Origin of the sequence: Maribacter sp. 2-571, from assembly GCF_050589625.1 — a bacterium.
Taxonomy (GTDB): domain Bacteria; phylum Bacteroidota; class Bacteroidia; order Flavobacteriales; family Flavobacteriaceae; genus Pelagihabitans.
This window is the reverse complement of the sequence record NZ_JBNGOP010000026.1, coordinates 34,228-57,824: the sequence shown is the minus strand read 5'-3', so window position 1 is coordinate 57,824 and position 23,597 is coordinate 34,228. Positions and strand designations below refer to the sequence as shown.

The window sequence follows — 23,597 nt, the reverse complement described above, 5'->3', positions numbered from 1 at the left end:
TCGTACAAACGGCAGCTGGTTCGAACCCTGATCGTATAAACGACCTGTTATCCTGTACAAATGGAACTTATCCTTGCACCATCGTTCGTTTTGTAAGAATTTATTGATAACTTAACAAGGTTTCCGGAAACAACATAACTATCGAATTTTTAACATTTTTATTATTTTTTTAATACATTGCTAATAAGAACACTAAATACATATTAACAATGACAAGAACAACCACTTATTTGCTTGGAATTCTCATCACCATCCTGGCAGGTATCTTTCTTTATCTGAAGCTCTGCAGTTCCTGCGGAACCCAGATGGTAGCGGAGGAACCTGTAACGGAAGAGATCGTTCCGGCCGCTCCCGAAGCAAGCTCTTATCCATTCGCCTTTCGCGATGGGGACTACGCTTACAACGTAAACGACAATTATAACTTTAAGGTGTCGTCATCCACTATTTTAATGCCATTGTCCCAAAAGGTATCCGATGGGATAACAAGCCTTAAAGGCTTTTTGTCCGAAAACGCGAACAAGGTAATGAACGTTACCGGCTATTATAAAGCGGATGAAACCAATACCTCGGCCTTTCCAAATCTGGGGCTGGCCCGTGCGAACGCAGTTAAAAATCATTTGGTCAAAAACGGTATTCCGTCCACCCAGATCAATACCATGGGTGCCCTTATGGACGATATGGTGCCCAAAGAGGACACCTACCTTGGCCCTGTTGCATATGGGATAACCGAGACCGCGGTAGACGCGGAAGAAGAATTGAACGCATTGTTCGATAAAATTGTGGCGAATCCCTTGGTGCTGTATTTCGAAACAGGGGAAGCATCAATCAACCTTACACCGGAACAACGCCAAAAGGTGGCCGATATTTCCAGGTATCTTGACAAGGTCCCTTCCGCAAAAGCGCAAGTGGTGGGGCATACCGATAACACCGGTAGAAGGGCCAGCAATATCGCATTGGGGCAAGGCCGCGCCGATTTTGCCAAGGCATACCTTTCCCAAAACGGAATTGCCGATGCAAAAATTGTTGCCACAAGCAAAGGTCCGGATGCTCCTGTCGCATCCAATACCACCGACGAGGGGAAAGCAAAAAACAGAAGGACCGTAGTAACATTAATGAAATAACCACTTATAAAACGAAAGCAAAATGAATTTTGAAAATTTAAATATATGGTGCTGGTTGGTGCCTGCCCTTGTAGGGATCATCTCTGGAATATTAGGATATCTAATTGGTAAAGGAAGCCACACGACCATCGATAATTCGGCGGATTTAAACCTCTTAAAGGACAAGAACGCAAAATTACAGGCCGATCTGGATGCCTGTAACGGTAAACTAACAGCAGCCAGTGCGGCAGCTGCAGCGGCTACGGTAGCGGCGGTTGCACCGATCGTTGAAAAAGACCTTCCCTTTGATGCCGAGGCCGCCAAATTGGCCATGGGCAAGAAAATCAATCAAGACGACTTAAAAGTCGTGGAAGGAATTGGGCCCAAAATTTCCGAAATGTTCCAAAATGCAGGAATAAAGACCTGGAAGGCCCTATCGGAAACTTCTGTGGCCAAATGCCAAGAGGTACTGGACGGCGGTGGAGAGCGATACCGCATTCATGATCCCGCATCATGGCCCATGCAAGCAAAAATGTGCTACGAAGGAAAGTGGACCGAACTCGCCAAATGGCAGGATGAGCACGACCACGGAAAACTGTAAACGTACAAAACCAAGTTCCCCCATTGAAAAACCCGGCGCCAATCAAGGTGTCGGGTTTTTAGTTTTACTCGATAATCGAGATTTAAAATGCTCCGACGCTTGCGTCGAAATCAATGTTAATTTTCGTTCTAATGTCTCGTGGACCTGCCCGAGGTTATTTACTATTCACAAATGTAATGCTACCAATTGCTAGTCAAGGGGAGGCATTCTAACTAACAATTGGTATTATAGACCTATAGCATTCCATTGGCCTCTACCCACTTGAAACGATAGGTATCCTCCGGAAACTGCATTCGAGTGGCGATACGTTCCAAACGTTCGGGAAGTTTGAGCAGATAATCCCGTGCTTTTTGGGCCTCATCGTTCAACGCCCGAACGGCATCGAGTTGCCAATAGGCATTCAACTTTTTCAAAATATCGATATAATCCATAGCGGTATAGACACCCAAACGCTGTGCGCAGTTCGAAAAATTTTCAAAAGCGGTGCCCGCACTTCCTCCCGATTCCCTTAAAAAATGGGCCGGCATCACAATCTTTTTCTTCATCATATCGGCAAAGGCCAACATCATGCCGCTAGGGTCTTCTCCAAAAATCGTTTTTACGAATTCCCGATACGCCAAGTGATGCCGCATTTCATCACCTGCGATAATGGTACACATTTTACCCAACAGGGCATTTCCTTTTTTCTTTGCCATTTGACCGACCCGCTTATGGGAAATATTGGTGGCCAGTTCCTGAAAGCTGGTATATACAAAGTTCTTATACGGGTCACGATCGGTACCGATATCAAAACCATCGGAGATCAAATGTTGTGTGGTCATCTCGATTTCCCTCATGTTGACGCGGCCCGATAAATAGAGGTATTTGTTCAACACATCGCCATGTCTGTTCTCTTCTGCCGTCCAAGCACGAACCCACTTAGACCATCCGTTTTTATTTTCGGCATGCTGATCGATCCCCTCTACGTCCATCAACCAAGATTCGTAGGTAGGTAGTGCCTCTTCGGTAATGGTGTCGGCGACCATGGTAACCCAAAAATCGTATCCCAATTCTTGCGATTCGCCCCGAAGTTCCTTTACTTCTTCCAAAAAGCCGTCGCTTTGGGAATCGGGCAGAAAATCGGTCGGTTGCCAAATGTCCTCGACCGGAATCAAAAAATCGTTCATAAAACCGGTTACCCGTGGTTCTATAGCCCGCATAACTTCCAATCGTATATTTTTCGTTGCCATGTTCCGTTTTTTGCAAAGTTCGTCAATAAAAATCCGTAATCGTTCGGAAATGCCGACTTTTTCAATTTCTACCCCGTTCTTTGGGGTACAGCTCGTGAACGGGATCGCTCTGCCAAACTTCTTTGGTATCGACATCCATAATGGAAAGGGGGCCCTTGAACGCAGCGCCAGTATCCACGTTCCATACGTTTGCGGCACGCTGCGGCACCGTTTTACCAATTCGTGTAACCGGGGTATGGCCGATGAAAATTTCTTGGTAGTGCGTCAACCGTTTAGGATACCAAGGATCGTCCTTTCCCAATTTTGGATTTAGCGAAAGGGCAAGTTCCCAAAGGGTTCTGTCCCAATAGAAGGTTTTGGGAAAATACTCAAAACCGACGCCCTTTAAATTGGTAAAGCCTGCGTGTAAAAAAAGGCGGTTTTTTTCATCGATATGATAATTCTCCAAGGTTTCATAGAAGGCCATGTGTCTTTCCCGAGTTCCCGAACCACTGTTTTGATAAGACCGTATGGTAGCTTCGCCCCCATGTTGGCGCCATACGGGATTGTCTTTTTCCGACTTCAACCAATCGTTATAAAGTTCGTCATGGTTGCCCCGGATCAAGATACAGTGGTGCGTTTTCCGGAGTGCCAAAAGAAAATCGACGGTTTCTACGGCATCGCTCCATCCATCCACATAATCCCCCAGGAAAATAAGTTTATCCCCGACAACTACATTGGCCCGGTCCAAAAGCTGCTCCAGGGCCTTAAGACCGCTGTGGATATCTCCGATTACTAGTGTTCTCATGCCTGCACGTTTATGGTTTCAAAAGCTGCAAAGATACCGGAATAACAATGGAGATGCTCATTTCATATCAATGCCAAACCGTTTTCCCATTAATTTCACGACCCGGCCAACGTTTTAACGATATTGCTTCAAAAATTCCAATAAACTCCAATATTTTTTATACATTCCGCACCGACTAAATAATTTTAAAGACTCACCGTATGAAAACAAGATTACCCAACAAGGTTCGCCTTGTGCTTGGGCTGTTTTGCTGTTTTGCAATCAGTTCCTATTCGCAAGATTTAAAAACTACACAGGACGACGCGCCTCAAAAAGGCCACGCCCTCTACAAACAATCTAAAATTTATGACAGTAAGACCGGGGCCACCGGAGTTCGGCCTCCACGACAGGGCGATAGGGCATTGGACCGTATCGCTTATGAACGTAGAATGCTTCAAAACCCTTATACAAAGCAAATACCTACGGACATTCGTTTATTGGAATCCAAATTTTCGGATAATATCAAAGAGCGTAGTTTGGCTACGGAGGCATCGAAAAAGTCCAGCGAAATGTCTTCCAAAAGTAGATTCGAATACTGGAAGAACAGAGGGCCGGGCAATGTCGGAGGGCGAACTAGAGCGCTGGCAATCGACAGAATGGACGAAAATACCGTTTTTGCCGGAGGTGTTTCCGGCGGACTATGGCGTTCCACCGATTTGGGGCAAAGTTGGAAGAAAGTTACACTTCCTTTTCAGTCGCCCAGCATTACTTCCATTGTTCAAGATCCGCGACCCGGAAAGCATCGGATATGGTATTATGCCTCCGGCGAGCGATACGGAAACTCGGCAAGTGCCGGTGGAGCCTTTTATACCGGAACCGGAATTTACAAATCGGTGAACAACGGTAGAACTTGGTTCCGTCTTCGCAACTCCAATGATAATGACTTGACGGCCATTACTTCTTTGGATATTATAAACAGCATTGCTGTAGATCCTAAGAACGGAGATGTTTACGCCGCTACTTTTGAAGGTCTATTTCGATCTCAAAATGGTGGAAGGGACTTTGATCTGGTTCTTCCCAGTACCAGGGATAGTCAAACGGAGGTAATGATTACGCCGGAAGGAAAAATTTATGCTACCGTTGATATCGTACGTGGACCCGAAAACGCAGGGTTCTTTGTTTCTGACAATGGTGACGATTGGACCGCCATAACGCCCGAAAATATCGTTCCAGCCTATGGTAGGACCGTCATGGCGCATGACCCGTCCGATGAAAATCGAATCTTTTTCTTTTCTTTTGATGCCTCTGGCAATACAGAAGCCTTTTTATGGAGGTATCAAGCCGACGCCGAAACTTCGGAGGAACGATGGGTCGACCTCAGTGCCAACCTTCCTATTGCCATTGGGGGCAGGGCAGGCAATCTGAACCTACAGGGGGCTTACAATATGATTATTAGGGTACACCCTACCAAGCCCGATTTGGTTTTTCTGGGTGGTACCAACCTATATCGCTCAACAACGGGCTTCACCACTCCGACCGGTTTTGAGGGTTGGATCGGCGGATATACCAACTTAAGCGATAGTTTTGCATTATATCCCAACCACCATCCTGATCAACACAATCTGGTTTTTTTACCTTCGAACCCCGATCGTGCAATTTCATCGAACGACGGTGGTGTTCAGCTTACGGAAAATATTAGCGATACCGACAACTTTGTTGCCTGGACCTCTCTTAACAACAACTACGTAACCACCCAACCTTATGCCTTCTCCTTTGATCCCGAAGGAAATAGCGATGATCTTTTAGCAGGTTTTCAGGATAATGGAACATGGTTTACAAATTCGAAGAGTCTGAACGAACCATGGATCGAGGACTTTGGTGGAGACGGATCATACAATGCCATTGCAGATGGCGGACGTACCCGATACGTTTCTTCCCAATTTGGAAATGTTTTTAGAATCAACCTTGATGAAAACGGGGAGTTTGTAAGTTTTGCCGGGGTACAACCCGCCGGTGGAACGAATTTTGATTTTGTAGCCCCTTTCCTTTTAGATCCCGTGAACGACAACATTATGTATATGCCGGCTGGAGATCGTTTATGGAGAAACAATGATTTGGACGGCATTCCCTTAGGAATCCCCAGTGCTACCGATGTCAATTGGACGGAAATTACGCAAGCCGCTACTCCGGATGGCTCCTTTATCACTGCATTGGACGTTTCTAAATTCCCGATAGCGAACCGATTGTATTACGCAACTGAGACCGGAAAAGTTTTCCGAATGGACAAAGCCAATATTGATGGCCAAAAAGTAATCGATATCTCTACGGGAAAAGGACTTCCGGAAGGAAACATCAATAATGTCTATGTAGATCCAAAAAATCCCGATCGTGTGTTTATCGTATTTTCCAACTATGGAATTCCAAGCGTCTTCTTAACAAGGGACGGTGGAGAGAGCTGGCGGGATATCAGTGGTAACCTTGAAGAGAATCGCGATGGCTCCGGAAACGGGCCATCAGTGAGGTGGTTTGCCATGAACGGTAAAAATGATGGTTATTTTGTAGGGACCAGTACCGGTCTTTACTTCACTTCCCGATTGCAAGGAAAAAACACCTATTGGTTCAAGGAACCCTTTAGAATCGGAAACGGGGTAGTTGCGCAGGTCAAGACAAGGGCCGATGGTTTTGTAGGGGCCGCGATCCATGGAAACGGGGTGTTCAGCGCCAACTTTTATGTTAGGCCAAGGCCGGAACCTACCTTGAGCGTGGCGCGCTTGCTACCCGATGTTACCTTAGCGGTAAATAGCGACCCTATTGAGATAAACACAAAAGATCTCTTCGTAAGTTCGAAAGGAAAGAAACCAAAAATCACGTACCGGGTTCTCAACCCCGAAGTGGTGGATTTCCTTACCATTAAAAGAAACAAAATACTGATCGGCATAAAACCGGATACGGAAGGAACAAGTGTTATCGAACTTACGGCAAAACAAGGCCGGGAGGAAGTGGCGGAAGGTTTCACCATTAATGTTGTCGAACCGGCACTATACGAACAAAATGGACCTGTAGTTAGCAGTAGCCCATCTCAAAACTTCTTAGATTTTGGAGGTATTGCCCAATCTGCCGATGATTTTACAGTTCCGGAAGGAAATACCTGGACGATCAAAAGTATCATCGCCAACGGTGGCGCAAATGGCTCACCAGGAATTACCGATGCTACGGTTATTGTATACCAAAACAACAACGGGGTTCCGGGAGAAGAAGTTTACAACAGTGGATCGATCACCCCTACCTCAGACCCGAACAACTATAACTTAATGTTGGACCTACCCGAAGAAGTAGCGTTGGAAAGCGGATCCTATTGGCTATCCGTTTATACCAATCTACCTTTCAATGGAGGAGACCAATGGTTCTGGAATACCCAATCTACGGTTGCCGGAGCGGAAGGAACCTTCAAAGATGCAGCAGATCTTTTTGGAACCGGAGCGATTGATTGGACTCCACAATCCGTTGTCTTCGGCAAAGAATCGGAAGACCAAGTATTTCAAATTTTTGGTAAGGCTCAAGAAGTCTCTTTTCAAGAAGCAAATCCTTCCTCAAGGATAGCGGATACAGCCCTGGAAGATCAAAACCTCGCAGAAGTCAATGGCAACATGGTCTCTGCGGTATGGCCCAACCCTTCTTCTTCCGAGTTTTTCTTCTCTTTGAAAAACAATGTCGATACCAAGGTTACGGCAAGGGTTTATAACATGATTGGACAAATGATTTTCGAAATGAAAGATCTTGACGCCGCACAACCATTTTCTTGGAATGCTTCCTCTTCTCCAGCAGGAATTTATATCGTTAAGATTACGGGTAAGACAACCAATAAGAATTTCAGCATTGTTAAAAAGTAACTCCTTTTTAAAATCTATTTTCTGATCAAGGGCGCGACGTATCGCGCCCTTTTTCATGTTAAAAAAGGCTGCTTTATCCCAAGAAACTTTAACTTTATGTTATTGAATTCATTTAAACTTTTCGAGTCGGGGCGACCCCGATATTTCGAAACACGGTTCTTTTCCATTTTAAAGTCTTTTTTTGCTCAAATCGGGGCCAAGGACGGAAAGGAAGTCAAAAAAAGCGTGAGAAAGTATCCGTTTTTAGCTCCGTGCGGTTTAATAGGTAAAAGCTCATTAAATTCATCAAAAAGGGACCAAATGAAAATCCTGTTGCTTGCCCTGTTTCTAATTCCATATCTGGCATGTAATCCAAACTCGGGCGCGGTTTTGGAAGACACTTCGGATACTGCAGAAAATACGGACGAAACCTTGGCGGACAGTTCCAGTGTCAATCCAGGGGAAGTCGTATTTCACATCAAAATTTTGGAAACTTTTGATAACAAAAAGGATATTTGTGGGGTATCCAATGACCACGTGGTCTCGGTTGAAGTTTTGCAGGTGCTTGAGAGGGGAATGGGAATTTCCAATATTCCACGTAAAAAACGGCAACTACTAATGAACTTTATGCTGGCACCAAAAAACCTTCCTTCTATTGGAGTTTTAGAAGTTAAAGCACGGGAATCCCTTTGTATGGAAGTTTCCAAAAGTTACTTCACCATAATTTCACATAAAATATTGGATTAAGCCCCTTTTTGTGGCTACCTTGCCCTTCTTATGATGAGGTCCATATGACGGTTTTATCGGATGCTCGATGCTTACCATATTTAAGTATTGAAACCGTTCACCAAATAAAAAGTACCGGAAGTATATGAAGGATGTATTCTGTATTGGGGAATTGTTGATCGATTTTGTTGCCGAAAAACAGGGAAGCGACCTCTCCAAGGCAATGGTGTTTACCAAGAAGCCTGGAGGTGCGCCGGCAAATGTTGCCTGCGCCATTGCAAAACTTGGCGGTAACGGAAAGTTCGTGGGAAGTGTCGGCAATGACCCCTTCGGTAATTTTTTACTGTCGGTATTACAGGAAAACCAGGTGGATATCGCACATGCCCAACAATGCAAAACGTTTACGACTTTGGCTTTCGTATCCCTGTCGGACGATGGCGAACGTGATTTTGTGTTTAGCCGCGGTGCCGACAAACAACTGGTATACGATCCCGAACTGAAAAAGGGTATTAAGGACAACTTACTGCATTTGGGAGCTGCTACCGCGCTTTTGGGCGGTGCACTGGAAAAGGCATATGGCCGATACTTTTTTGATGCCCTTACCCAAGGGGCCTTTATCAGTTTTGACCCCAATTTTCGGGGCGATCTTTGGAAAGGCGAAGAAGATTGTTTTGTTAAAAAGTGTATGCCCTTTATTGAAAAAGCACATCTTGGCAAATTCAGTTTGGAAGAGGCCCAATTGCTTTCGGGCAAAAAAGAGTTGTCGGAATGCTGTGCCTTTTTACACGACGTAGGTACCAAGGTGGTCACCATTACCCTGGGTGCCGAGGGGACCTTGGTAAGTACGGCCAAAGGCAGGCATACCATACCAAGTATTCCCGTAAAACCCATTGATACCACCGGCGCCGGGGATGCGTTTATCGGTTGTTTGTTATACCAGATCGCCGACCTTAAGGACCCCTATGAAGTATTGGAGAACGAAGCGCTATTACTGCCCATGATCGCAAAGGCAAATACCGCGGGAGCATTGACCACCACGGGCTATGGAGCAATTCCATCCCTTCCAGTGGCCAGTGCCGTGTTCGACCGCTAACTGTAGCGTACCTTTCTCAGGATGCGCAAGGCCTCCTTTAGTCCCATATAGCTGTCGGCATCATATTTTTTTAAAACCGATCGGGCGTTTTCAAGTTGCTCTTTGGCCTCCTCAAAACCATTGAGATAACAGAGCAGATAAGTGTCCGGCAAATGTTTTAAATCGGCTTTCTCGCGAGGCCGTAATACCAGTCCTTTGGATAGCTTGTCCAGCAGTGCGTTGTTGGAATTGAATATGTGGTGAAGGGTTTTTTTATCGTATTGTGGAGGCTCGAAAAGTAGTTTGCTCTGCAGTTGATAGGTACCGTTTTCCTCAAAGGAGATTACCACTTGTTCCAGCGGGAAGTACGCCTGTTTTTTATCAAGCCCCAATTGTACGTATTCGATCGTGGTGAAGGAATGCTCGTCATAAGCAATGGTTACCTCGTCCAATGCGGAATAAAACAATTTCACCTGTTCGTTGATCAATTCAATGTCTACCCGGGAATAGTAGGTGCGATCCTTTACTTTTTTTTGATTCCCGGCCCAACAGACCACAAATTGCTCCTTAAAAACCTTATAATTGCTTTCGAGGTCCCTATGGCGGTGGTTCATGAAATCGATGACACCGTCCAAAGTAAGTTCAATATTGTTTTTGGCATGCTGCTCAATGGTTGCCACGGCTTCCGAATTTATGCTCTTCAACTCGATATCGAAAGCCTTGGGCATGCTTATACTCCCTTCCCGAAAAAAAACGGCCCCACCATAATACTTCCATATATTCTTGCGCAGGGCGCATACCGCGCCGCTGGATCGAATCGTGACCAAGCCCACCACCTTACCCTCCGACAAATGCGGAAAGGGAATGTTTTCATAAGCGATTAGCGGAGGGTTCTCCAAATAGGCATTTACCAGGTTCTGGATTTTACTGTCGTCAAAGAAATCGACCCCTACGATTTTATTGTCCTCGTCCTCGACCCCGATAACAATGAACGAATTGTTTTCGGGATTGCTGTTTGCAAGGGCACAAACATGTTTTAGAAACTTTGCCTTGCCTTCTTTTTCCCCTAAACTCAAAAAACGTTTTTTATCATAAAAACTGTTCTCATCATTATGGGCGAGCAAGTTTTTTATCAAAAGACGTTTGTTGATCATAGCAGGATTCCTTTTCGGCAATTTTTCCTTAAATATCGGAAACAATACTCAAAACGGAAACGATTACTAAAACTACCACAACCAAGGAGCTCCCGAATCAGGGGGTACTTCATGCTCCTTTTTTTCGAACAATGGTGCTGCTCGCCTGGGCCGTTGGCATGACCACTAAATCGGCGATGTTCACATGATAAGGACGCGATACCACAAAGTATACGATATCGGCGATATCGACCGCCTTCAGGGGTTCAAATCCTTGATATACACCCTCTGCCCGATGTTCATCACCCTTAAACCGCACCTTGCTGAACTCCGTTTCTACTAGTCCCGGATTAACGGCACCGACACGGATGCCATATTGGTTCAAATCCAACCGCATTCCCTTGTTTATGGCATCTACGGCATGCTTACTGGCACAGTATACGTTCCCCTTTGGGTACACCTCCTTTCCGGCGGTAGAACCGATGTTGATGATGTGGCCCTGTTCGCGCTCCACCATTCCCGGTAAAATTGCCTTGGATACGTACAACAGGCCCTTTACATTAATGTCCAACATGGCGTCCCAATCGTCCAAACTACCGGCTTCTATAGGGTCTAGTCCGTGGGCATTGCCCGCGTTGTTGATCAGCACATCGATCGTCTTGAATTCCGCTGGCAGTCCCATTATGGCTTCCTGAACCAGGGTACGATCGCGTACATCGAAATTAAGGGTCGTTACCTTCGTCAAAAGGGCCAGTTCGCTCTTTAATTCCTGAAGGCGACTTTCGCGACGGCCACACAAGATTAGGTGTATTCCCTCTTTGGCGAACCGTTGGGCGATCGCCTTACCAATACCACTGGTGGCACCGGTAACCAAAGCTGTTTTCGTCATGATAGCGAAATTTGAAATTTACAAAAGTATTGTTCGTTAGGGCACTTCTTGCCCCCTGCTTGCCTCGTGCAATATAAACCAATCCTGAAGGTCCATTGTAATGGTAGCTGCCTTTAAGGCATCGGCCAACCGTTCCTTGGTGGCCGTACCGACTACGGGATATACGTTCGCCGGATGTTTCATGATCCACGCCAACAACAGTTGGTCATAACTAGCGCCATAGGCTTCCGTCATCGGTTCCATTGCCTTTCGGATCCGCGCCGTTCGTTCTGTTTTTTCACGAAAAAAAGCACCGAGCGGACTCCACGACATGGCCATCCTTTTGTGGGCCAAACAATCGTCAAGGGTACCGTCGTACAGTACCTCATCCGCGGTCAGGGAAAACTCTACCTGATTTCCCATAACCGGAAGTTCGGTCTCCAATACCGCTATTTGGGAAGGACTGAAATTGGAGACACCAAAGGACCTTATTTTTCCGGCTTTCTGCAATGTCCGTATCGCCTCCCCAATTTCTCCGGGGTGCATTAACGGGCTTGGCCGGTGCAACAATAGCATATCCACATAATCGGTCTGCAAGCTTTTTAACGAACGTTCCACCGACGATATGATATATGCCTTGCCGTATTCGTAATGCTTGACCCGATTCGGACGCGTTTCGGCATCGAACTGTATTCCACATTTGGTAATCAGCTGCACCTTGTCCCGCGGCACACCGCTCTGCAAAAAGGCAGTTCCAAAAGACGCTTCATTGGTATAATCGCCATAAATATCGGCATGATCAAAAGTAGTAAGGCCCATACCAAAACAATACTGGATCATATCGGTCATTTGGGCCGTGGAAAACTGTTTCCCCCAACTTCCCCAAGTCATGGTACCGGCAATAATTTTTGAGTATCGGTCTTCTTCCTCCATAGCCTGTGAAATTAAAAAGAAATCCCTTAATAACTTCATAAAAATGGGGCCTTCCCCATTTTTTTAACCAATCGTTAACAGCATAACAATGAATTAATTTTCAATTTGCAATCCTGTTCAATAGTTAACCGATCAAAACCAAAATTTTAAACGTTTTTATGGAACAAAATACTACAGTAGATATTAGTGCAGTCAATGAAAAAATTGCCACGGAAAGCGCTTTTATCGACCTATTGGTATCCGAAATGAACAAGGTGATCGTCGGCCAAAAGCACATGGTCGAACGCTTGTTGATAGGCTTATTGGGCCAAGGGCATATTTTGCTCGAGGGTGTTCCCGGACTTGCAAAAACACTTGCCATCAACACCTTGTCAAAGGCGGTAAAAGGGAGTTTCAGCAGAATACAGTTTACTCCGGACCTGTTACCGGCGGATGTTGTAGGAACCTTGATCTACAACATGAAGGTCAGTGATTTTTCGATAAAAAAAGGTCCTATTTTTGCCAATTTTGTGCTTGCTGACGAAATTAACCGTGCCCCTGCCAAAGTACAGTCGGCCCTGTTGGAGGCCATGCAGGAGAAACAGGTGACCATTGGTGACGAAACGTTTATATTGGACAAGCCCTTTTTGGTCATGGCAACGCAAAACCCTGTCGAGCAGGAAGGTACCTACCCCTTGCCGGAAGCGCAGATAGACCGTTTTATGTTGAAAACGGTAATCGACTACCCGAAAATGAGCGAAGAACAGCTAGTGATGCGCCAGAACCTTTTGGGCAACTATGAAACGGTCAACCCCGTAGTAAGTCTTAAGCAGATCTTAAGCGCACAACAAACCGTGCGCGAGGTGTATATGGACGAAAAAATTGAACGGTATATTCTCGATATCATTTTCGCGACCCGTTATCCGGAAAAATACAACTTGCCCGATCTTAAACCGTTGATCAGCTTTGGGGCATCGCCTAGGGGAAGTATCAATATGGGTATTGCAGCAAAATGTTATGCCTTTATCAAAAGAAGGGGCTATGTCGTTCCTGAAGATGTACGGGCGGTAGTGCACGACGTGCTGCGGCACCGGATCGGGATTACCTACGAGGCAGAGGCCGAAAACATTACATCCGAAGAAATCATCAATCAGATCGTGAACGAAATCGAAGTGCCTTAAATGGGACCAAGACCGTTATCGGTAACAGTTAAAGACATCGGTAGTGCCGATAACCGGCCTACCTTGAAAACTGCCCCCCTGAGAAGATGGATACTAAAGAACTACTAAAAAAAGTACGTAAAATTGAAATAAAGACACGACGTCTCTCCGACCATATATTCGGTGGGGAATACCATTCTACATTCAAGGGTAGGGGGATGACGTTCAGTGAGGTACGACAGTACCAGTTCGGGGACGATGTTCGGAACATCGATTGGAACGTTACCGCCCGCTACAACGAACCTTATATAAAGGTTTTCGAGGAGGAAAGGGAACTCACCATGATGCTCATGATCGATGTAAGTGGCTCCGAACTCTTTGGCACCACCAACCAATTCAAAAAAGAGATCATCACAGAAATTGCGGCAACGCTTGCATTTTCCGCCCTTCAAAATAACGATAAGGCCGGAGTGATGTTGTTTTCCGATACCGTGGAACTGTACATCCCGCCAAAAAAGGGAAAAAGTCATGTGTTGCGCATCATCAGGGAGTTGTTGGAATTTCGTCCGAAGAGCAATAGAACCGATATCTCTGAAGCCTTAAAGTTCTTGAGCAGTGTAATGAAAAAAAAGGCGATCGTATTTATTCTCTCCGATTTTATATCCGAAGCCTATGAAAAAACCCTGAAAATAGCGGGCAATAAGCATGATGTTACGGGCATACGCATTTATGACCAACGGGAAGAACGTATTCCAAATTTAGGGCTCGTACAAATGCAGGACGTCGAAACCGGAACGGTCGGACTGGTCAACACCGGTTCCAAAAAAGTACGCCAGTCCTATGAAACCCATTATAAGGAAAGAGAAGCTTATTTTATGAATACCTTCACCAAGTCGGGCTGTGGTACCCTAAGTTGTCGCGTGGATGAAAGTTATGTGAAAAAACTATTGGGTTACTTTAAAAGAAGAGGGTAAAATGAACGATTCGAAGAGCCGATATAAAAATTCCTTATCGAGAACGCGCTGCTTGTTTTCGGTCGTCTTTTTGTTTCTGACACTTACTGCCATCCGAGCCCAGCAAAAACCTAAAATAAGCACTACTGTTGATACTACTTTCATAAAAATCGGGGAACAGGTTTTATGGAAAGTACAGGTAGAGGTCGATAGTACCGACCAGGTCATCTTTCCGGAAGGGCAAACTTTTTCGCCCCTGGAAACCGTTGAAGCCTTTGAAACGGATACCACTAGAAAAAAAAGTCGTTTACAGCTCCAAAAGACCTATGCGCTAACGCAGTTCGATTCGGGGATGTACAAACTTCCGCCGCAACGGATCGAAATAAACGGACAAGGTTATTTTACCGATTCGCTACAGATCGCGGTAGCTACTGTTCCCGTGGACACCCTAAAGCAAAAATTGTACGACATCAAGCCATTGATGGAGGTAAAGAAAAGTACGGGAATCCTTTGGAAAATTATTTTGGGAATCCTTCTCGCCTTAGCGATCATCTCGGGTATCCTGTATTGGTTCCTATTCCGTAAAAAGCCGCTTACGGAAGAAGAAAAAACGGCCCTGTTGCCGCCCTATGACCGTGCGCTGCTAGAGCTCAAACAGCTGGAGAACTCCAGATACCTCATTCAGGACGAATACAAACAATACTATTCGGAACTTACCGATATCGTGCGTTCGTATTTGGAGGAGGATGTTCACGTATCGGCATTGGAAAGCACCACTGACGAACTGATCGAGAAACTCGAGCTTTTAAAGGATGCCGGCGAACTAAAACTGGACGACCACACCTTGAGCCAGTTCAAAAACATCTTGAAAACCGCAGATCTGGTAAAATTTGCCAAATCGAAACCATTGACAAGCGTTGCGGAACAAGATCGAAAGGCCATTGAAGAAATCGTTATAAAAACACACGAGGCGCTTCCGGAGCCTACGGAGGAGGAACTTATGGAACAGGCCGAATTTCAGGAGGCCCTAGCACAAAAACAACAACGTCGGAAAATAATCATCGCCTGTGCAAGCGTAGTAGGGCTCTTGCTGTTGGGGGGAGCGGCCGCAACCTGGTATTATGGATTTTCAAATGTAAAGGATACCATATCAGGCCACCCGACCCGAAAATTACTGCATACCGAGTGGGTGACCAGTTCTTATGGCTATCCGCCCATAACATTGGAAACGCCCGTGGTACTGAGAAGGCAACAGCTTACCTTGTCCACCGAAGAAAAGGAGACGGTTTCCGAACTTACCGCTTTTCGGTACGAACACCCCGAAACGCTGTTCAGCATTGCGGCCTCTTCCTTGATCGGCGTAAAGGAAAAGGAACTCAAGCACGACGCCGCAATTGAAAAGTATTTAAAGGAATTGGAGTCCCAAGGCACGAAAAACATCATTACCAAACAAGAGGAGTTTAAAACCCTGAGCGGAGTACCGGGGGTAAAGGTATATGGTAGCGGAAAATTCCCGATGAAGGGAAGCGAAGAACTTGTCGCCGGAAAATATGTAGTGCTCTGTTTTGGAGGAGCAGCGTTTCAACAACAAGTGGCCCTAACGTGGCGCAAAGAGGATTCGTACGCACAAGAAATTATAGATCGCATTTTAAAAACCATAGAAGTAAAAACGGAAATTTAAATGCTGAACAAGGTCGAATTTGCAAATCCCGAATTTTTTTGGTTGCTCCTACTGCTTCCATTGGCCGTTGCATGGTATGTGTTCAAACGAAAGGAGCAGACCGCTTCCCTTCGTATTTCCAGTATTCAGGGTTTTGGAAAACAGAGTATCCTTTCCCGGTTAAAGCCGGCGCTCCTGTTGTTGCGCCTTGCGGCATTGGCGGCCATCATAATTGCAATGGCGCGGCCGCAGACCGAAGATATTTCTACCCGTACCAAGACCACCAAGGGAATCGACATTGTAATGGCGATCGACGTATCGTCGAGCATGCTCGCCCGCGACCTCAAGCCCAATCGGCTTAGAGCCCTTAAAAAAGTGGCCGGTGATTTCATAAAAAAACGTCCGAACGATCGTATCGGCCTGGTGGCCTATGCAGGTGAAGGGTATACCAAAACCCCGATTACCAGTGACAAGACAATTGTATTGAATTCCTTAAAGGAAATTACCTACGGCCAGTTGAACGACGGTACGGCCATTGGTATGGGGTTGGCTACTTCCGTAAACCGGTTGAAAGAGAGCAAGGCGATCAGTAAAATTATTATTTTGCTGACCGATGGCGTGAACAATTCCGGATTTATAGAACCGCAGACGGCCGCCGAACTGGCATTGGAGTACGACATTAAAACCTACACCATAGGCCTGGGAACCAACGGGAACGCCCTATCGCCCATTGCCTATAAGCCAGATGGCACCTTTCGCTATGGCATGCGACAAGTGGAAATTGACGAAAAACTGTTGAAGGACATCGCCAAATCTACCGGAGGAAAATATTTTCGTGCGACCAATAATGAAAAGTTGGAAGAAATATATGATGAGATCAACAAATTGGAAAAAACCGAAATAGAGGAGTTCAAATACTACAAGTACGAAGAAAAGTTTCGCCCATGGATTTTGTTGGCAGGCGCCTTGTTGTTATTTGAATGGCTTTTGAGAAATACCCTGTTTAGAAGTTTTATATGATTCAGCTCGACGAGAAAATATACTTTTACCTTTTGGCCGTGATCCCGGTTGTGGCCATCGTTTTTGTCCTGCTACAAATTTGGAAAAAACGCACCCAAAACCAATTTGCCGACACCGGTCTGTTCAAAAAACTGGTCCCCAATAAGTCCCGTTTTAAGGCGACCTTAAAATTACTGCTCTTTTTAACGGGATTGGCCTTTTTGATCATGGGGCTCGTAAATCCAAAAATGGGCACCAAACTCGAAACGGTGAAACGGGAAGGTGTCGATATCGTTTTTGCGGTGGACGTCTCCAAAAGCATGTTGGCCGAGGATATCGCCCCAAACAGGCTGGAAAAAGCAAAACGTTTGGTATCGGAAATCGTAAACCAATTGGCCAGTGACCGCATCGGCATCATTGCCTATGCCGGGCAGGCCTATCCGCAGCTTCCCATTACCACCGACTACGGTGCGGCAAAAATGTTCCTACAGAGCATGAATACCGATATGCTTACCTCTCAAGGTACGGCGATCGATCAGGCCTTAGACCTTGCGGCCACCTATTATGACGATGAGGAACAGACCAATAGGGTATTGTTCATTATAAGTGATGGCGAGGACCATTCCGCGAACGCGACCTTGGAGGCCGTTGAACGTACGGTGGAAGAAGGAATCCGAATTTATACCATCGGGGTAGGGAAACCCAAAGGTGCACCGATTCCCATCAAAAGAAATGGAGTGGTCGAGCGGTTGAAAAAAGACTCGCAGGGCGAAGTGGTCATTACCAAGCTCAACGAATCGGTATTGACCGATATTGCCGAGGAAGGCAACGGGGAATATATTGACGGGGCCAATACCGATGCGGCAGTGGCATACATAAAGGAACAGTTATTGCAGATGGACAAGAAGGAGTTCGAAGCAAAACAATTTGCCGAATTCAAAGACCAGTTTCAGTGGTTTTTGGGCGCGGCCCTACTATTGTTTTTCTTGGATATTTTTGTGCTGGACAAAAAAACCACCTGGCTCCGACGCCTGAACCTTTTCAACGATAGCCCAAAGCGCCAGTAGGAAACAAAAAACGATTTTTAACGTATAACAGCGAATTATGAACAGTAAAAGACCCATAGCAGCGCAACGGTACCCCATCGATGGCTTTTTCCGTTCTGAAAAACCGGGACATGTTCGTATAAGATCATATCTCACCTATTTCTTTTTTGTAGCATCCTTTGTGGTAGCTGCCCAAGATAATGAGGAACAGGAAAGGCTCGAAGCATTAAAAGAATCCAAAAACCTAACTTGGACGGGCAACAAGAACCTGTCCGAAAACAATTATGTAGAAGCCGAGGTAGCTTATCGTAAAGCAATCTCGAAAAGCGATAAAAACGTTGCGGCACCCTTCAATTTAGGAAATGCCCATTACAACAACGCTACCTATAGCGAAGCATTTGGTCGCTTTAAAGAGGCAGGGGAAACGGCAGATCAAAAAGATCAAAAGCATAAGGCCTACCACAATATGGGCAATGTTTTTATGAAAAGAAAAGAATATCAAAAAGCGGTAGAGGCCTATAAGGAAGCCTTAAGGAACGACCCCAAAGACGAAGAAACACGATACAACCTTGCCTTGGCAAAGGAAATGCTCAAAAAGGAAGAACAAGAAAACAAGAACGACCAAAATAAGGACAGTAAGGACCAGAACGAGGACAAGGACCAAAAGGACAAAGACAAAAAGGACGGCGATAACAAGGAGGACAAGCAAGACCAGAACAAGGAAGGCGACGAAGGGGATAAAAAGGAAGATGATAAAAAAGACGATAAGGAAGGTGAGGGAAAGGACAAAGAACAACAGCAAAAAAAACCCAACGAAAATGGGGATAACGAGCAAAAACCCCAACAACGACGGCCCAATCAATTGAGCAAACAGCAGATACAAAATTTGCTCGACGCCATGCAACAGGAAGAAAAAAAGGTACAGGAAAAAATTGATGCCAAAAAGGTGAAGGGGGTCAAGGTCAAAAACGAGAAAGATTGGTAATCGTGATGGTTTTCAAAAAATACATACCGTTATTGGCACTGTTCGTCTGCTTTAATACCCTAAGCGGCCAGGGCGACGATGGTGGCGTAACGTTCGAGATGAACCTGAGCAAATCCAAGCTGGGCATCAACGAGCGCCTCAGGGTCGACTTTAAAATGAATAAGGACGGTGATAACTTTACCGCCCCCGATTTCAATGGCTTCAAGGTACTTATGGGCCCTTCCCAGGCCATCAGCTCTTCATGGATCAATGGGGTCCGTAGTTTTTCAAAAACGTATTCGTATACCTTGAGTCCGACTGCGAGGGGTACGTTCACGATCGGTCAGGCCTCCATAACAATCGGTGGCAAAACGTATAAATCGAGTCCAAAAAAGATAACGGTAGGCGCTGCCGTAGATAAGCCGAGCGATCAAATGACGGTAGATGATGTTGCCGATGAAAGCTTGCATTTGGTGGCCGAAGTTTCTAAAAACGCCCCCTATTTGAACGAGGCGGTAAGCGTCGTGTATAAGTTGTATGTGAGCCCTACCATAAGTGTGTCCAACTATCGTCCTTTGGACAATCCGAAATACAATAACTTTTGGAGTCAGGACATTCCCGTTACCCGACTCAACGCACAAAACGGGTCGTACCGTGGAAAACCATACCGCTATGTCATTTTAAAACGTGTGGTGCTCTACCCCCAACGCTCGGGGAAATTGGAGATTGAACCGCTTTCGTTGGAGGTTACCGTTGATGTGCCCACCAGCAGGCGCGATTTTTTTGGAAGAGCGGTATATGCTTCCACCAACAAAACCGTTTCTGCCGGAAAGCGCACCCTAAACGTAAAAGCACTGCCCGAAGAAGGGAAGCCCGCCAATTTTAGCGGCGCGGTAGGCGATTTTGATTTTTCCGTAACTACCAGCAAAACCAATCTTAATGCAAGCGAATCGTTACAGGCCATAGTGGCCGTAGAAGGCAAGGGAAACCTAAAATTGTTTCAACTTCCCGAACCGAGTATCCCAAGTTCATTGGAAGTATACGAACCGGAGTTCGAGGAAAACGTTCGCACTACCCTTTCGGGTTCACAGGGAAAGGTGAGCAACAACTATACTATTGTCCCATCCTTTAAGGGGAAATATCCCATTCCACCAATATCCTTTAGCTACTTCAATCCAAAAACACAAAAATATACCACCATCGAAAGCGATGAAATTGTGGTGAACGTAATTTCCGGGCCGACTAGCGGTTCGGCCGGCAATACCGCAGTAACCTCCAACGACAAGCAGGTGGTAACGGCCACGGGAAATCAATTCAATTTTATAAAACTGAACCCCAATCTTGTTCCCATAGGCACCGATCATTTTTTCGGCTCTACATATTTTTGGTTATGGTGGCTGCTACCACTTTTGTTAATTCCTCTCGCCATTTTGGTATTGAAAAAGAAACGGGCCTTAGATGGTGATGTAAGCGGAAACAGGGTGAAAAAGGCGAACCGGTTGGCCAGAAAATATCTTTCTACCGCCAAAAAGACCTTGGGGAACAAAGAGGAGTTCTACATTGCTTTGGAAAAAGCCTTGCACAACTATTTGAAGGCCAAACTAAAAATAGAGACCTCCGATTTTAGCAAAGATAAGATCGCATCCCTTTTGGAAGAGCGGCAAGTGGACATGGAAACCAATAACGGCTTTATCGGACTACTGAAAAACTGTGAAATGGCCCGTTACAGTCCATTTTCTGACGTGCAAATGAAACAGGACTATGAACTGGCCAGCGAAGTCATATCCACAATGGACAAGCAATTGTAACAGAACGGTACGGAACATGAAAAAGACTGGAACGCGAACAACATATAGCCATATCATCAAAAAGCTACTGCTGCTTTTTATCCTAGGGAACTGTTTTTGGGCTTGGGGTCAGGAAAAATCGTCCTTTGAGCGTGCTAACGCCGCATATAACGAAGGTGACTTTGAGACGGCGATACGCCTGTATGAATCCATTTTGGAATCGGGGAGGCATTCAGCGGAGCTCTACTACAATTTGGGCAATGCCCATTACAAACAAAATGAAATTGCCCCAAGCATCTATAATTTTGAAAAAGCGCTCCTGCTAAAGCCCAATGACCCCGAAATAAAGAACAATTTGGGTTACGCACAAAAAATGACCCTAGATGCCATAACGCCCCTGCCGGAAGTAGGCCTTTCCAAATTCTATAAAACGTTTACCAACTACCTGTCGTTCGATCAATGGGCCTACGCAGCGGTAGTTTTAATGATTCTTTTTACCGTTTTTTACATTGCCTTTTACTATTTCGGATCTGCCTTTAGAAAACGCATCGCTTTCATCTTTAGTTTGACCATGTTGGTATTTTCGATCCTTGCCGTAACAATGGCCTATATACAATATAAGGACCTGCAGGCCAATCGACCGGCAATCGTTTTCGCCGATGAGGTTCGCATTCAGTCGGATCCCAATGAAAAGGCACAGGAAGTATTCGTACTTCACGAAGGGGCTAAAGTGTCCATTTTGGAAACTTATAACGACTACTTCAAAATTCAGATCGCCGACGGTAAATCTGGATGGATCCCTAAAAAAAGCATCAAAACGCTTAGAGATTTTTAAAAAATCCGAACAAAATTGAAAGTGTTACTAGTATCTTTACCTAGAAGTGCTTTCAAGTTTTGTAGTTCATGCAAAAAATCAACATCTTTATCTTTATTTTTATGACTAGCGATATCGGAAGTTATTAAATTGTGACTGTTCCGATATACACTATTGTTTGTTCTCCGTGGGGGCACGGTAAAGAGCAAATGATAACAATGATTTTTAACGTAACAACCAGCCTTACCGTTTTTTGGATGGCGTAACACATTCGTACTATGTTCAAACATTTAAAGCAAGATCTACCGGCAAGTATTGTCGTGTTTTTTGTTGCCCTACCACTTTGTCTTGGTATTGCCCTGGCCAGTGGGGCGCCTTTGTTTTCTGGCTTGATCGCCGGTATTATCGGTGGTATTTTGGTGGGTGCCCTTAGTGGATCCCAAATCGGTGTCAGCGGTCCCGCCGCCGGCTTAGCTGCCATAGTTTTGGCGGCCATTGGCTCTTTGGGCTATGAACCCTTTCTTGTGGCCGTGGTTTTGGGGGGTATCATACAAATTGCCTTCGGTATCCTAAAAGCAGGGGTTATCGGATATTATTTCCCATCCTCCGTGATTAAGGGGATGCTCACCGGTATCGGTATCATCATCATCTTAAAACAAATTCCATACTTCTTTGGTTTCGATAAAGATCCGGAAGGGGATTTCGCCTTTTTGCAGATCGATGGCGAAAATACCTTTACGGAAATCCTGAATGCCTTGAACGCGCTTTTGAGCGGAAACTTTGACAATGGGGCTACGCTTATCGCATTGATCGCTATGGGCATTTTGCTGCTGTGGAACAATGTACTCTCCAAAAAAGGCAAGATCTTTCAATTGATCCAAGGACCTTTGGTCGCCGTTGTGACCGGAATCATATTTTATCTCTTGACCAAAGATGGCGATCTGGCCCTCGCCAAGGAACATTTGGTCGCCGTACCGGTACCCGAAAACTTTAACGGCTTTATAGGCCAGTTCAGTTTTCCCGACTTTAGCGCAATCACAAAAAGTGAAGTATGGGTTACCGGGTTCACCATAGCCCTGGTAGCTTCATTGGAAACCTTGCTTTGTGTGGAAGCGACCGACAAACTGGATCCCGAAAAACGGGTAACACCGACAAACAGGGAGCTTTTAGCCCAGGGTGCGGGAAATATCGTATCCGGTATGATCGGTGGCCTGCCCATCACCCAAGTTATCGTTCGTAGTTCGGCCAACGTACAATCCGGTGGAAAAACAAAGATGAGCGCCATCGTTCATGGGTTCTTTTTACTGATTTCCGTAGTGGCCATACCCGCGGTGCTGAATTTAATTCCAAAATCGGTACTTGCCGCCATTCTATTCATTGTGGGGTACAAACTTGCAAAACCCGTTCTTTTTAAAACCATGTACAAAATGGGCTGGAAACAGTTCGTACCTTTTATCGTTACGGTGGTGGGTATTATTTTCACCGATCTTTTAGTAGGTATCGGACTCGGTTTGGGCGTCGGCATTATCGTTATCCTTATCAAAAGCTATCAGAACTCCCACTTTTTGCACAAGGAAGGGGAAGATGTCGACGATGGCAGAATAAAAATGACCTTGGCGGAAGAGGTGACCTTTTTTAACAAAGGCGCGATATTAAAGGAACTGGATAAACTTCCTGAAAATTCCTATCTTGAATTGGACGTGACCAAAACACGGTACTTGGATAACGACATTATTGAAATACTGGACGATTTTGGTGAGAAGGCACGTAATCGAAACATTACCATAAAGCTGGTTTCAGAGCGGGGAGTCGTTGAAAATCCAGAAAGTTATTCCGACTTTTTCAGGCTTCGGCCCAAGCTGTCTACCTGATGCATCTCAAATGCCATCGTTGTACTAAAATTTTAATTATGAAATGAGCATAAACTTTTTTAAGCAT

At 45.4% G+C, this 23,597-nt stretch carries 19 protein-coding genes; 14 read left to right on the top strand and 5 right to left on the bottom strand.

Annotation, left to right across the window (positions count from 1 at the left end):
• The first annotated feature begins 209 nt into the window (after window positions 1–209).
• Both ACRD7P_RS16555 and ACRD7P_RS16550 read left to right on the top strand, forming a co-directional pair.
• Complete coding sequence (locus tag ACRD7P_RS16555; protein ID WP_430908772.1) at window positions 210–1,121, top strand: OmpA family protein; 912 nt, start codon at window positions 210–212, stop codon at window positions 1,119–1,121.
• 22 nt (window positions 1,122–1,143) lie between these two features.
• Complete coding sequence (locus tag ACRD7P_RS16550) at window positions 1,144–1,701, top strand: hypothetical protein (RefSeq protein WP_430908771.1); 558 nt, start codon at window positions 1,144–1,146, stop codon at window positions 1,699–1,701.
• Window positions 1,702–1,934: 233 nt separating this feature from the next.
• Here the strand turns inward: ACRD7P_RS16550 and ACRD7P_RS16545 are convergent, their stop codons facing one another.
• Window positions 1,935–2,930: an acyl-ACP desaturase gene (locus ACRD7P_RS16545; protein WP_430908770.1), complete on the bottom strand. Its 996-nt coding sequence runs from the start codon at window positions 2,928–2,930 to the stop codon at window positions 1,935–1,937.
• Window positions 2,931–2,991: 61 nt separating this feature from the next.
• The gene (locus tag ACRD7P_RS16540) at window positions 2,992–3,717 is read right to left on the bottom strand and encodes a metallophosphoesterase (RefSeq protein WP_430908769.1); all 726 of its coding nucleotides are present in this window, start codon (window positions 3,715–3,717) and stop codon (window positions 2,992–2,994) included.
• Between the two features lie 200 nt (window positions 3,718–3,917).
• Here ACRD7P_RS16540 and ACRD7P_RS16535 point away from each other — a divergent pair, with 200 nt between their 5' ends.
• From ACRD7P_RS16535 to ACRD7P_RS16525, 3 genes are all read left to right on the top strand, one after another.
• Window positions 3,918–7,586, top strand: a complete 3,669-nt coding sequence (locus tag ACRD7P_RS16535; protein WP_430908768.1) for a T9SS type A sorting domain-containing protein — start codon at window positions 3,918–3,920, stop codon at window positions 7,584–7,586.
• A gap of 300 nt (window positions 7,587–7,886) precedes the next feature.
• A complete protein-coding gene (locus ACRD7P_RS16530; RefSeq protein ID WP_430908767.1) occupies window positions 7,887–8,312 on the top strand; it encodes a hypothetical protein in 426 nt (141 codons plus the stop codon).
• A 124-nt stretch (window positions 8,313–8,436) separates the two neighbouring features.
• On the top strand, window positions 8,437–9,384 hold the full coding sequence (locus ACRD7P_RS16525; RefSeq protein ID WP_430908766.1) for a carbohydrate kinase family protein: 948 nt from the start codon (window positions 8,437–8,439) through the stop codon (window positions 9,382–9,384).
• Here the strand turns inward: ACRD7P_RS16525 and ACRD7P_RS16520 are convergent.
• From ACRD7P_RS16520 to ACRD7P_RS16510, 3 genes are all read right to left on the bottom strand, one after another.
• The gene (locus ACRD7P_RS16520) at window positions 9,381–10,517 is read right to left on the bottom strand and encodes an ATP-binding protein (protein WP_430908765.1); all 1,137 of its coding nucleotides are present in this window, start codon (window positions 10,515–10,517) and stop codon (window positions 9,381–9,383) included. The genes ACRD7P_RS16525 and ACRD7P_RS16520 overlap by 4 nt on opposite strands.
• 109 nt (window positions 10,518–10,626) lie before the next feature.
• Window positions 10,627–11,385: an SDR family NAD(P)-dependent oxidoreductase gene (locus ACRD7P_RS16515; RefSeq protein ID WP_430908764.1), complete on the bottom strand. Its 759-nt coding sequence runs from the start codon at window positions 11,383–11,385 to the stop codon at window positions 10,627–10,629.
• Window positions 11,386–11,421: 36 nt separating this feature from the next.
• Window positions 11,422–12,336 (bottom strand): aldo/keto reductase, encoded by a 915-nt coding sequence (locus ACRD7P_RS16510; protein WP_430908763.1) that lies wholly within the window; start codon window positions 12,334–12,336, stop codon window positions 11,422–11,424.
• A 119-nt stretch (window positions 12,337–12,455) separates the two neighbouring features.
• Here ACRD7P_RS16510 and ACRD7P_RS16505 point away from each other — a divergent pair, with 119 nt between their 5' ends.
• The 9 genes from ACRD7P_RS16505 (at window position 12,456) to ACRD7P_RS16465 (ending at window position 23,530) form a co-directional block, all read left to right on the top strand.
• Window positions 12,456–13,457, top strand: a complete 1,002-nt coding sequence (locus ACRD7P_RS16505) for an AAA family ATPase (protein WP_430908762.1) — start codon at window positions 12,456–12,458, stop codon at window positions 13,455–13,457.
• An 86-nt stretch (window positions 13,458–13,543) separates the two neighbouring features.
• Complete coding sequence (locus tag ACRD7P_RS16500) at window positions 13,544–14,410, top strand: DUF58 domain-containing protein (RefSeq protein WP_430908761.1); 867 nt, start codon at window positions 13,544–13,546, stop codon at window positions 14,408–14,410.
• A 1-nt stretch (window position 14,411) separates the two neighbouring features.
• Window positions 14,412–16,070 carry a hypothetical protein gene (locus ACRD7P_RS16495; RefSeq protein WP_430908760.1) on the top strand — a complete coding sequence of 553 codons (1,659 nt, stop codon included), beginning with the start codon at window positions 14,412–14,414 and terminating at the stop codon, window positions 16,068–16,070.
• The gene (locus ACRD7P_RS16490; protein WP_430908759.1) at window positions 16,071–17,069 is read left to right on the top strand and encodes a vWA domain-containing protein; all 999 of its coding nucleotides are present in this window, start codon (window positions 16,071–16,073) and stop codon (window positions 17,067–17,069) included.
• Window positions 17,066–18,115: a VWA domain-containing protein gene (locus tag ACRD7P_RS16485; RefSeq protein WP_430908757.1), complete on the top strand. Its 1,050-nt coding sequence runs from the start codon at window positions 17,066–17,068 to the stop codon at window positions 18,113–18,115. Before ACRD7P_RS16490 ends, ACRD7P_RS16485 begins: the two co-directional genes overlap by 4 nt.
• 37 nt (window positions 18,116–18,152) lie before the next feature.
• Window positions 18,153–19,079, top strand: a complete 927-nt coding sequence (locus ACRD7P_RS16480) for a tetratricopeptide repeat protein (RefSeq protein WP_430908756.1) — start codon at window positions 18,153–18,155, stop codon at window positions 19,077–19,079.
• Window positions 19,080–19,084: 5 nt separating this feature from the next.
• Window positions 19,085–20,866, top strand: a complete 1,782-nt coding sequence (locus ACRD7P_RS16475; RefSeq protein ID WP_430908787.1) for a BatD family protein — start codon at window positions 19,085–19,087, stop codon at window positions 20,864–20,866.
• Between the two features lie 16 nt (window positions 20,867–20,882).
• Complete coding sequence (locus ACRD7P_RS16470) at window positions 20,883–21,680, top strand: tetratricopeptide repeat protein (RefSeq protein ID WP_430908755.1); 798 nt, start codon at window positions 20,883–20,885, stop codon at window positions 21,678–21,680.
• Between the two features lie 257 nt (window positions 21,681–21,937).
• Window positions 21,938–23,530, top strand: a complete 1,593-nt coding sequence (locus ACRD7P_RS16465; RefSeq protein WP_430908754.1) for a SulP family inorganic anion transporter — start codon at window positions 21,938–21,940, stop codon at window positions 23,528–23,530.
• The last annotated feature ends 67 nt before the right edge of the window (window positions 23,531–23,597 follow it).

What these genes read in the sequence shown, in the direction of transcription:
- ACRD7P_RS16490 (WP_430908759.1), top strand. Translation starts at nt 16,071, where the DNA reads ATGCTGAACAAGGTCGAATTTGCAAATCCCGAATTTTTTTGGTTGCTC.
- ACRD7P_RS16480 (WP_430908756.1), top strand. Translation starts at nt 18,153, where the DNA reads ATGAACAGTAAAAGACCCATAGCAGCGCAACGGTACCCCATCGATGGC.
- ACRD7P_RS16470 (WP_430908755.1), top strand. Translation starts at nt 20,883, where the DNA reads ATGAAAAAGACTGGAACGCGAACAACATATAGCCATATCATCAAAAAG.
- ACRD7P_RS16475 (WP_430908787.1), top strand. Translation starts at nt 19,085, where the DNA reads ATGGTTTTCAAAAAATACATACCGTTATTGGCACTGTTCGTCTGCTTT.
- ACRD7P_RS16540 (WP_430908769.1), bottom strand. Translation starts at nt 3,717, where the DNA reads ATGAGAACACTAGTAATCGGAGATATCCACAGCGGTCTTAAGGCCCTG.
- ACRD7P_RS16555 (WP_430908772.1), top strand. Translation starts at nt 210, where the DNA reads ATGACAAGAACAACCACTTATTTGCTTGGAATTCTCATCACCATCCTG.
- ACRD7P_RS16495 (WP_430908760.1), top strand. Translation starts at nt 14,412, where the DNA reads ATGAACGATTCGAAGAGCCGATATAAAAATTCCTTATCGAGAACGCGC.
- ACRD7P_RS16485 (WP_430908757.1), top strand. Translation starts at nt 17,066, where the DNA reads ATGATTCAGCTCGACGAGAAAATATACTTTTACCTTTTGGCCGTGATC.
- ACRD7P_RS16530 (WP_430908767.1), top strand. Translation starts at nt 7,887, where the DNA reads ATGAAAATCCTGTTGCTTGCCCTGTTTCTAATTCCATATCTGGCATGT.
- ACRD7P_RS16500 (WP_430908761.1), top strand. Translation starts at nt 13,544, where the DNA reads ATGGATACTAAAGAACTACTAAAAAAAGTACGTAAAATTGAAATAAAG.
- ACRD7P_RS16535 (WP_430908768.1), top strand. Translation starts at nt 3,918, where the DNA reads ATGAAAACAAGATTACCCAACAAGGTTCGCCTTGTGCTTGGGCTGTTT.
- ACRD7P_RS16545 (WP_430908770.1), bottom strand. Translation starts at nt 2,930, where the DNA reads ATGGCAACGAAAAATATACGATTGGAAGTTATGCGGGCTATAGAACCA.
- ACRD7P_RS16520 (WP_430908765.1), bottom strand. Translation starts at nt 10,517, where the DNA reads ATGATCAACAAACGTCTTTTGATAAAAAACTTGCTCGCCCATAATGAT.
- ACRD7P_RS16465 (WP_430908754.1), top strand. Translation starts at nt 21,938, where the DNA reads ATGTTCAAACATTTAAAGCAAGATCTACCGGCAAGTATTGTCGTGTTT.
- ACRD7P_RS16505 (WP_430908762.1), top strand. Translation starts at nt 12,456, where the DNA reads ATGGAACAAAATACTACAGTAGATATTAGTGCAGTCAATGAAAAAATT.
- ACRD7P_RS16515 (WP_430908764.1), bottom strand. Translation starts at nt 11,385, where the DNA reads ATGACGAAAACAGCTTTGGTTACCGGTGCCACCAGTGGTATTGGTAAG.
- ACRD7P_RS16510 (WP_430908763.1), bottom strand. Translation starts at nt 12,336, where the DNA reads ATGAAGTTATTAAGGGATTTCTTTTTAATTTCACAGGCTATGGAGGAA.
- ACRD7P_RS16525 (WP_430908766.1), top strand. Translation starts at nt 8,437, where the DNA reads ATGAAGGATGTATTCTGTATTGGGGAATTGTTGATCGATTTTGTTGCC.
- ACRD7P_RS16550 (WP_430908771.1), top strand. Translation starts at nt 1,144, where the DNA reads ATGAATTTTGAAAATTTAAATATATGGTGCTGGTTGGTGCCTGCCCTT.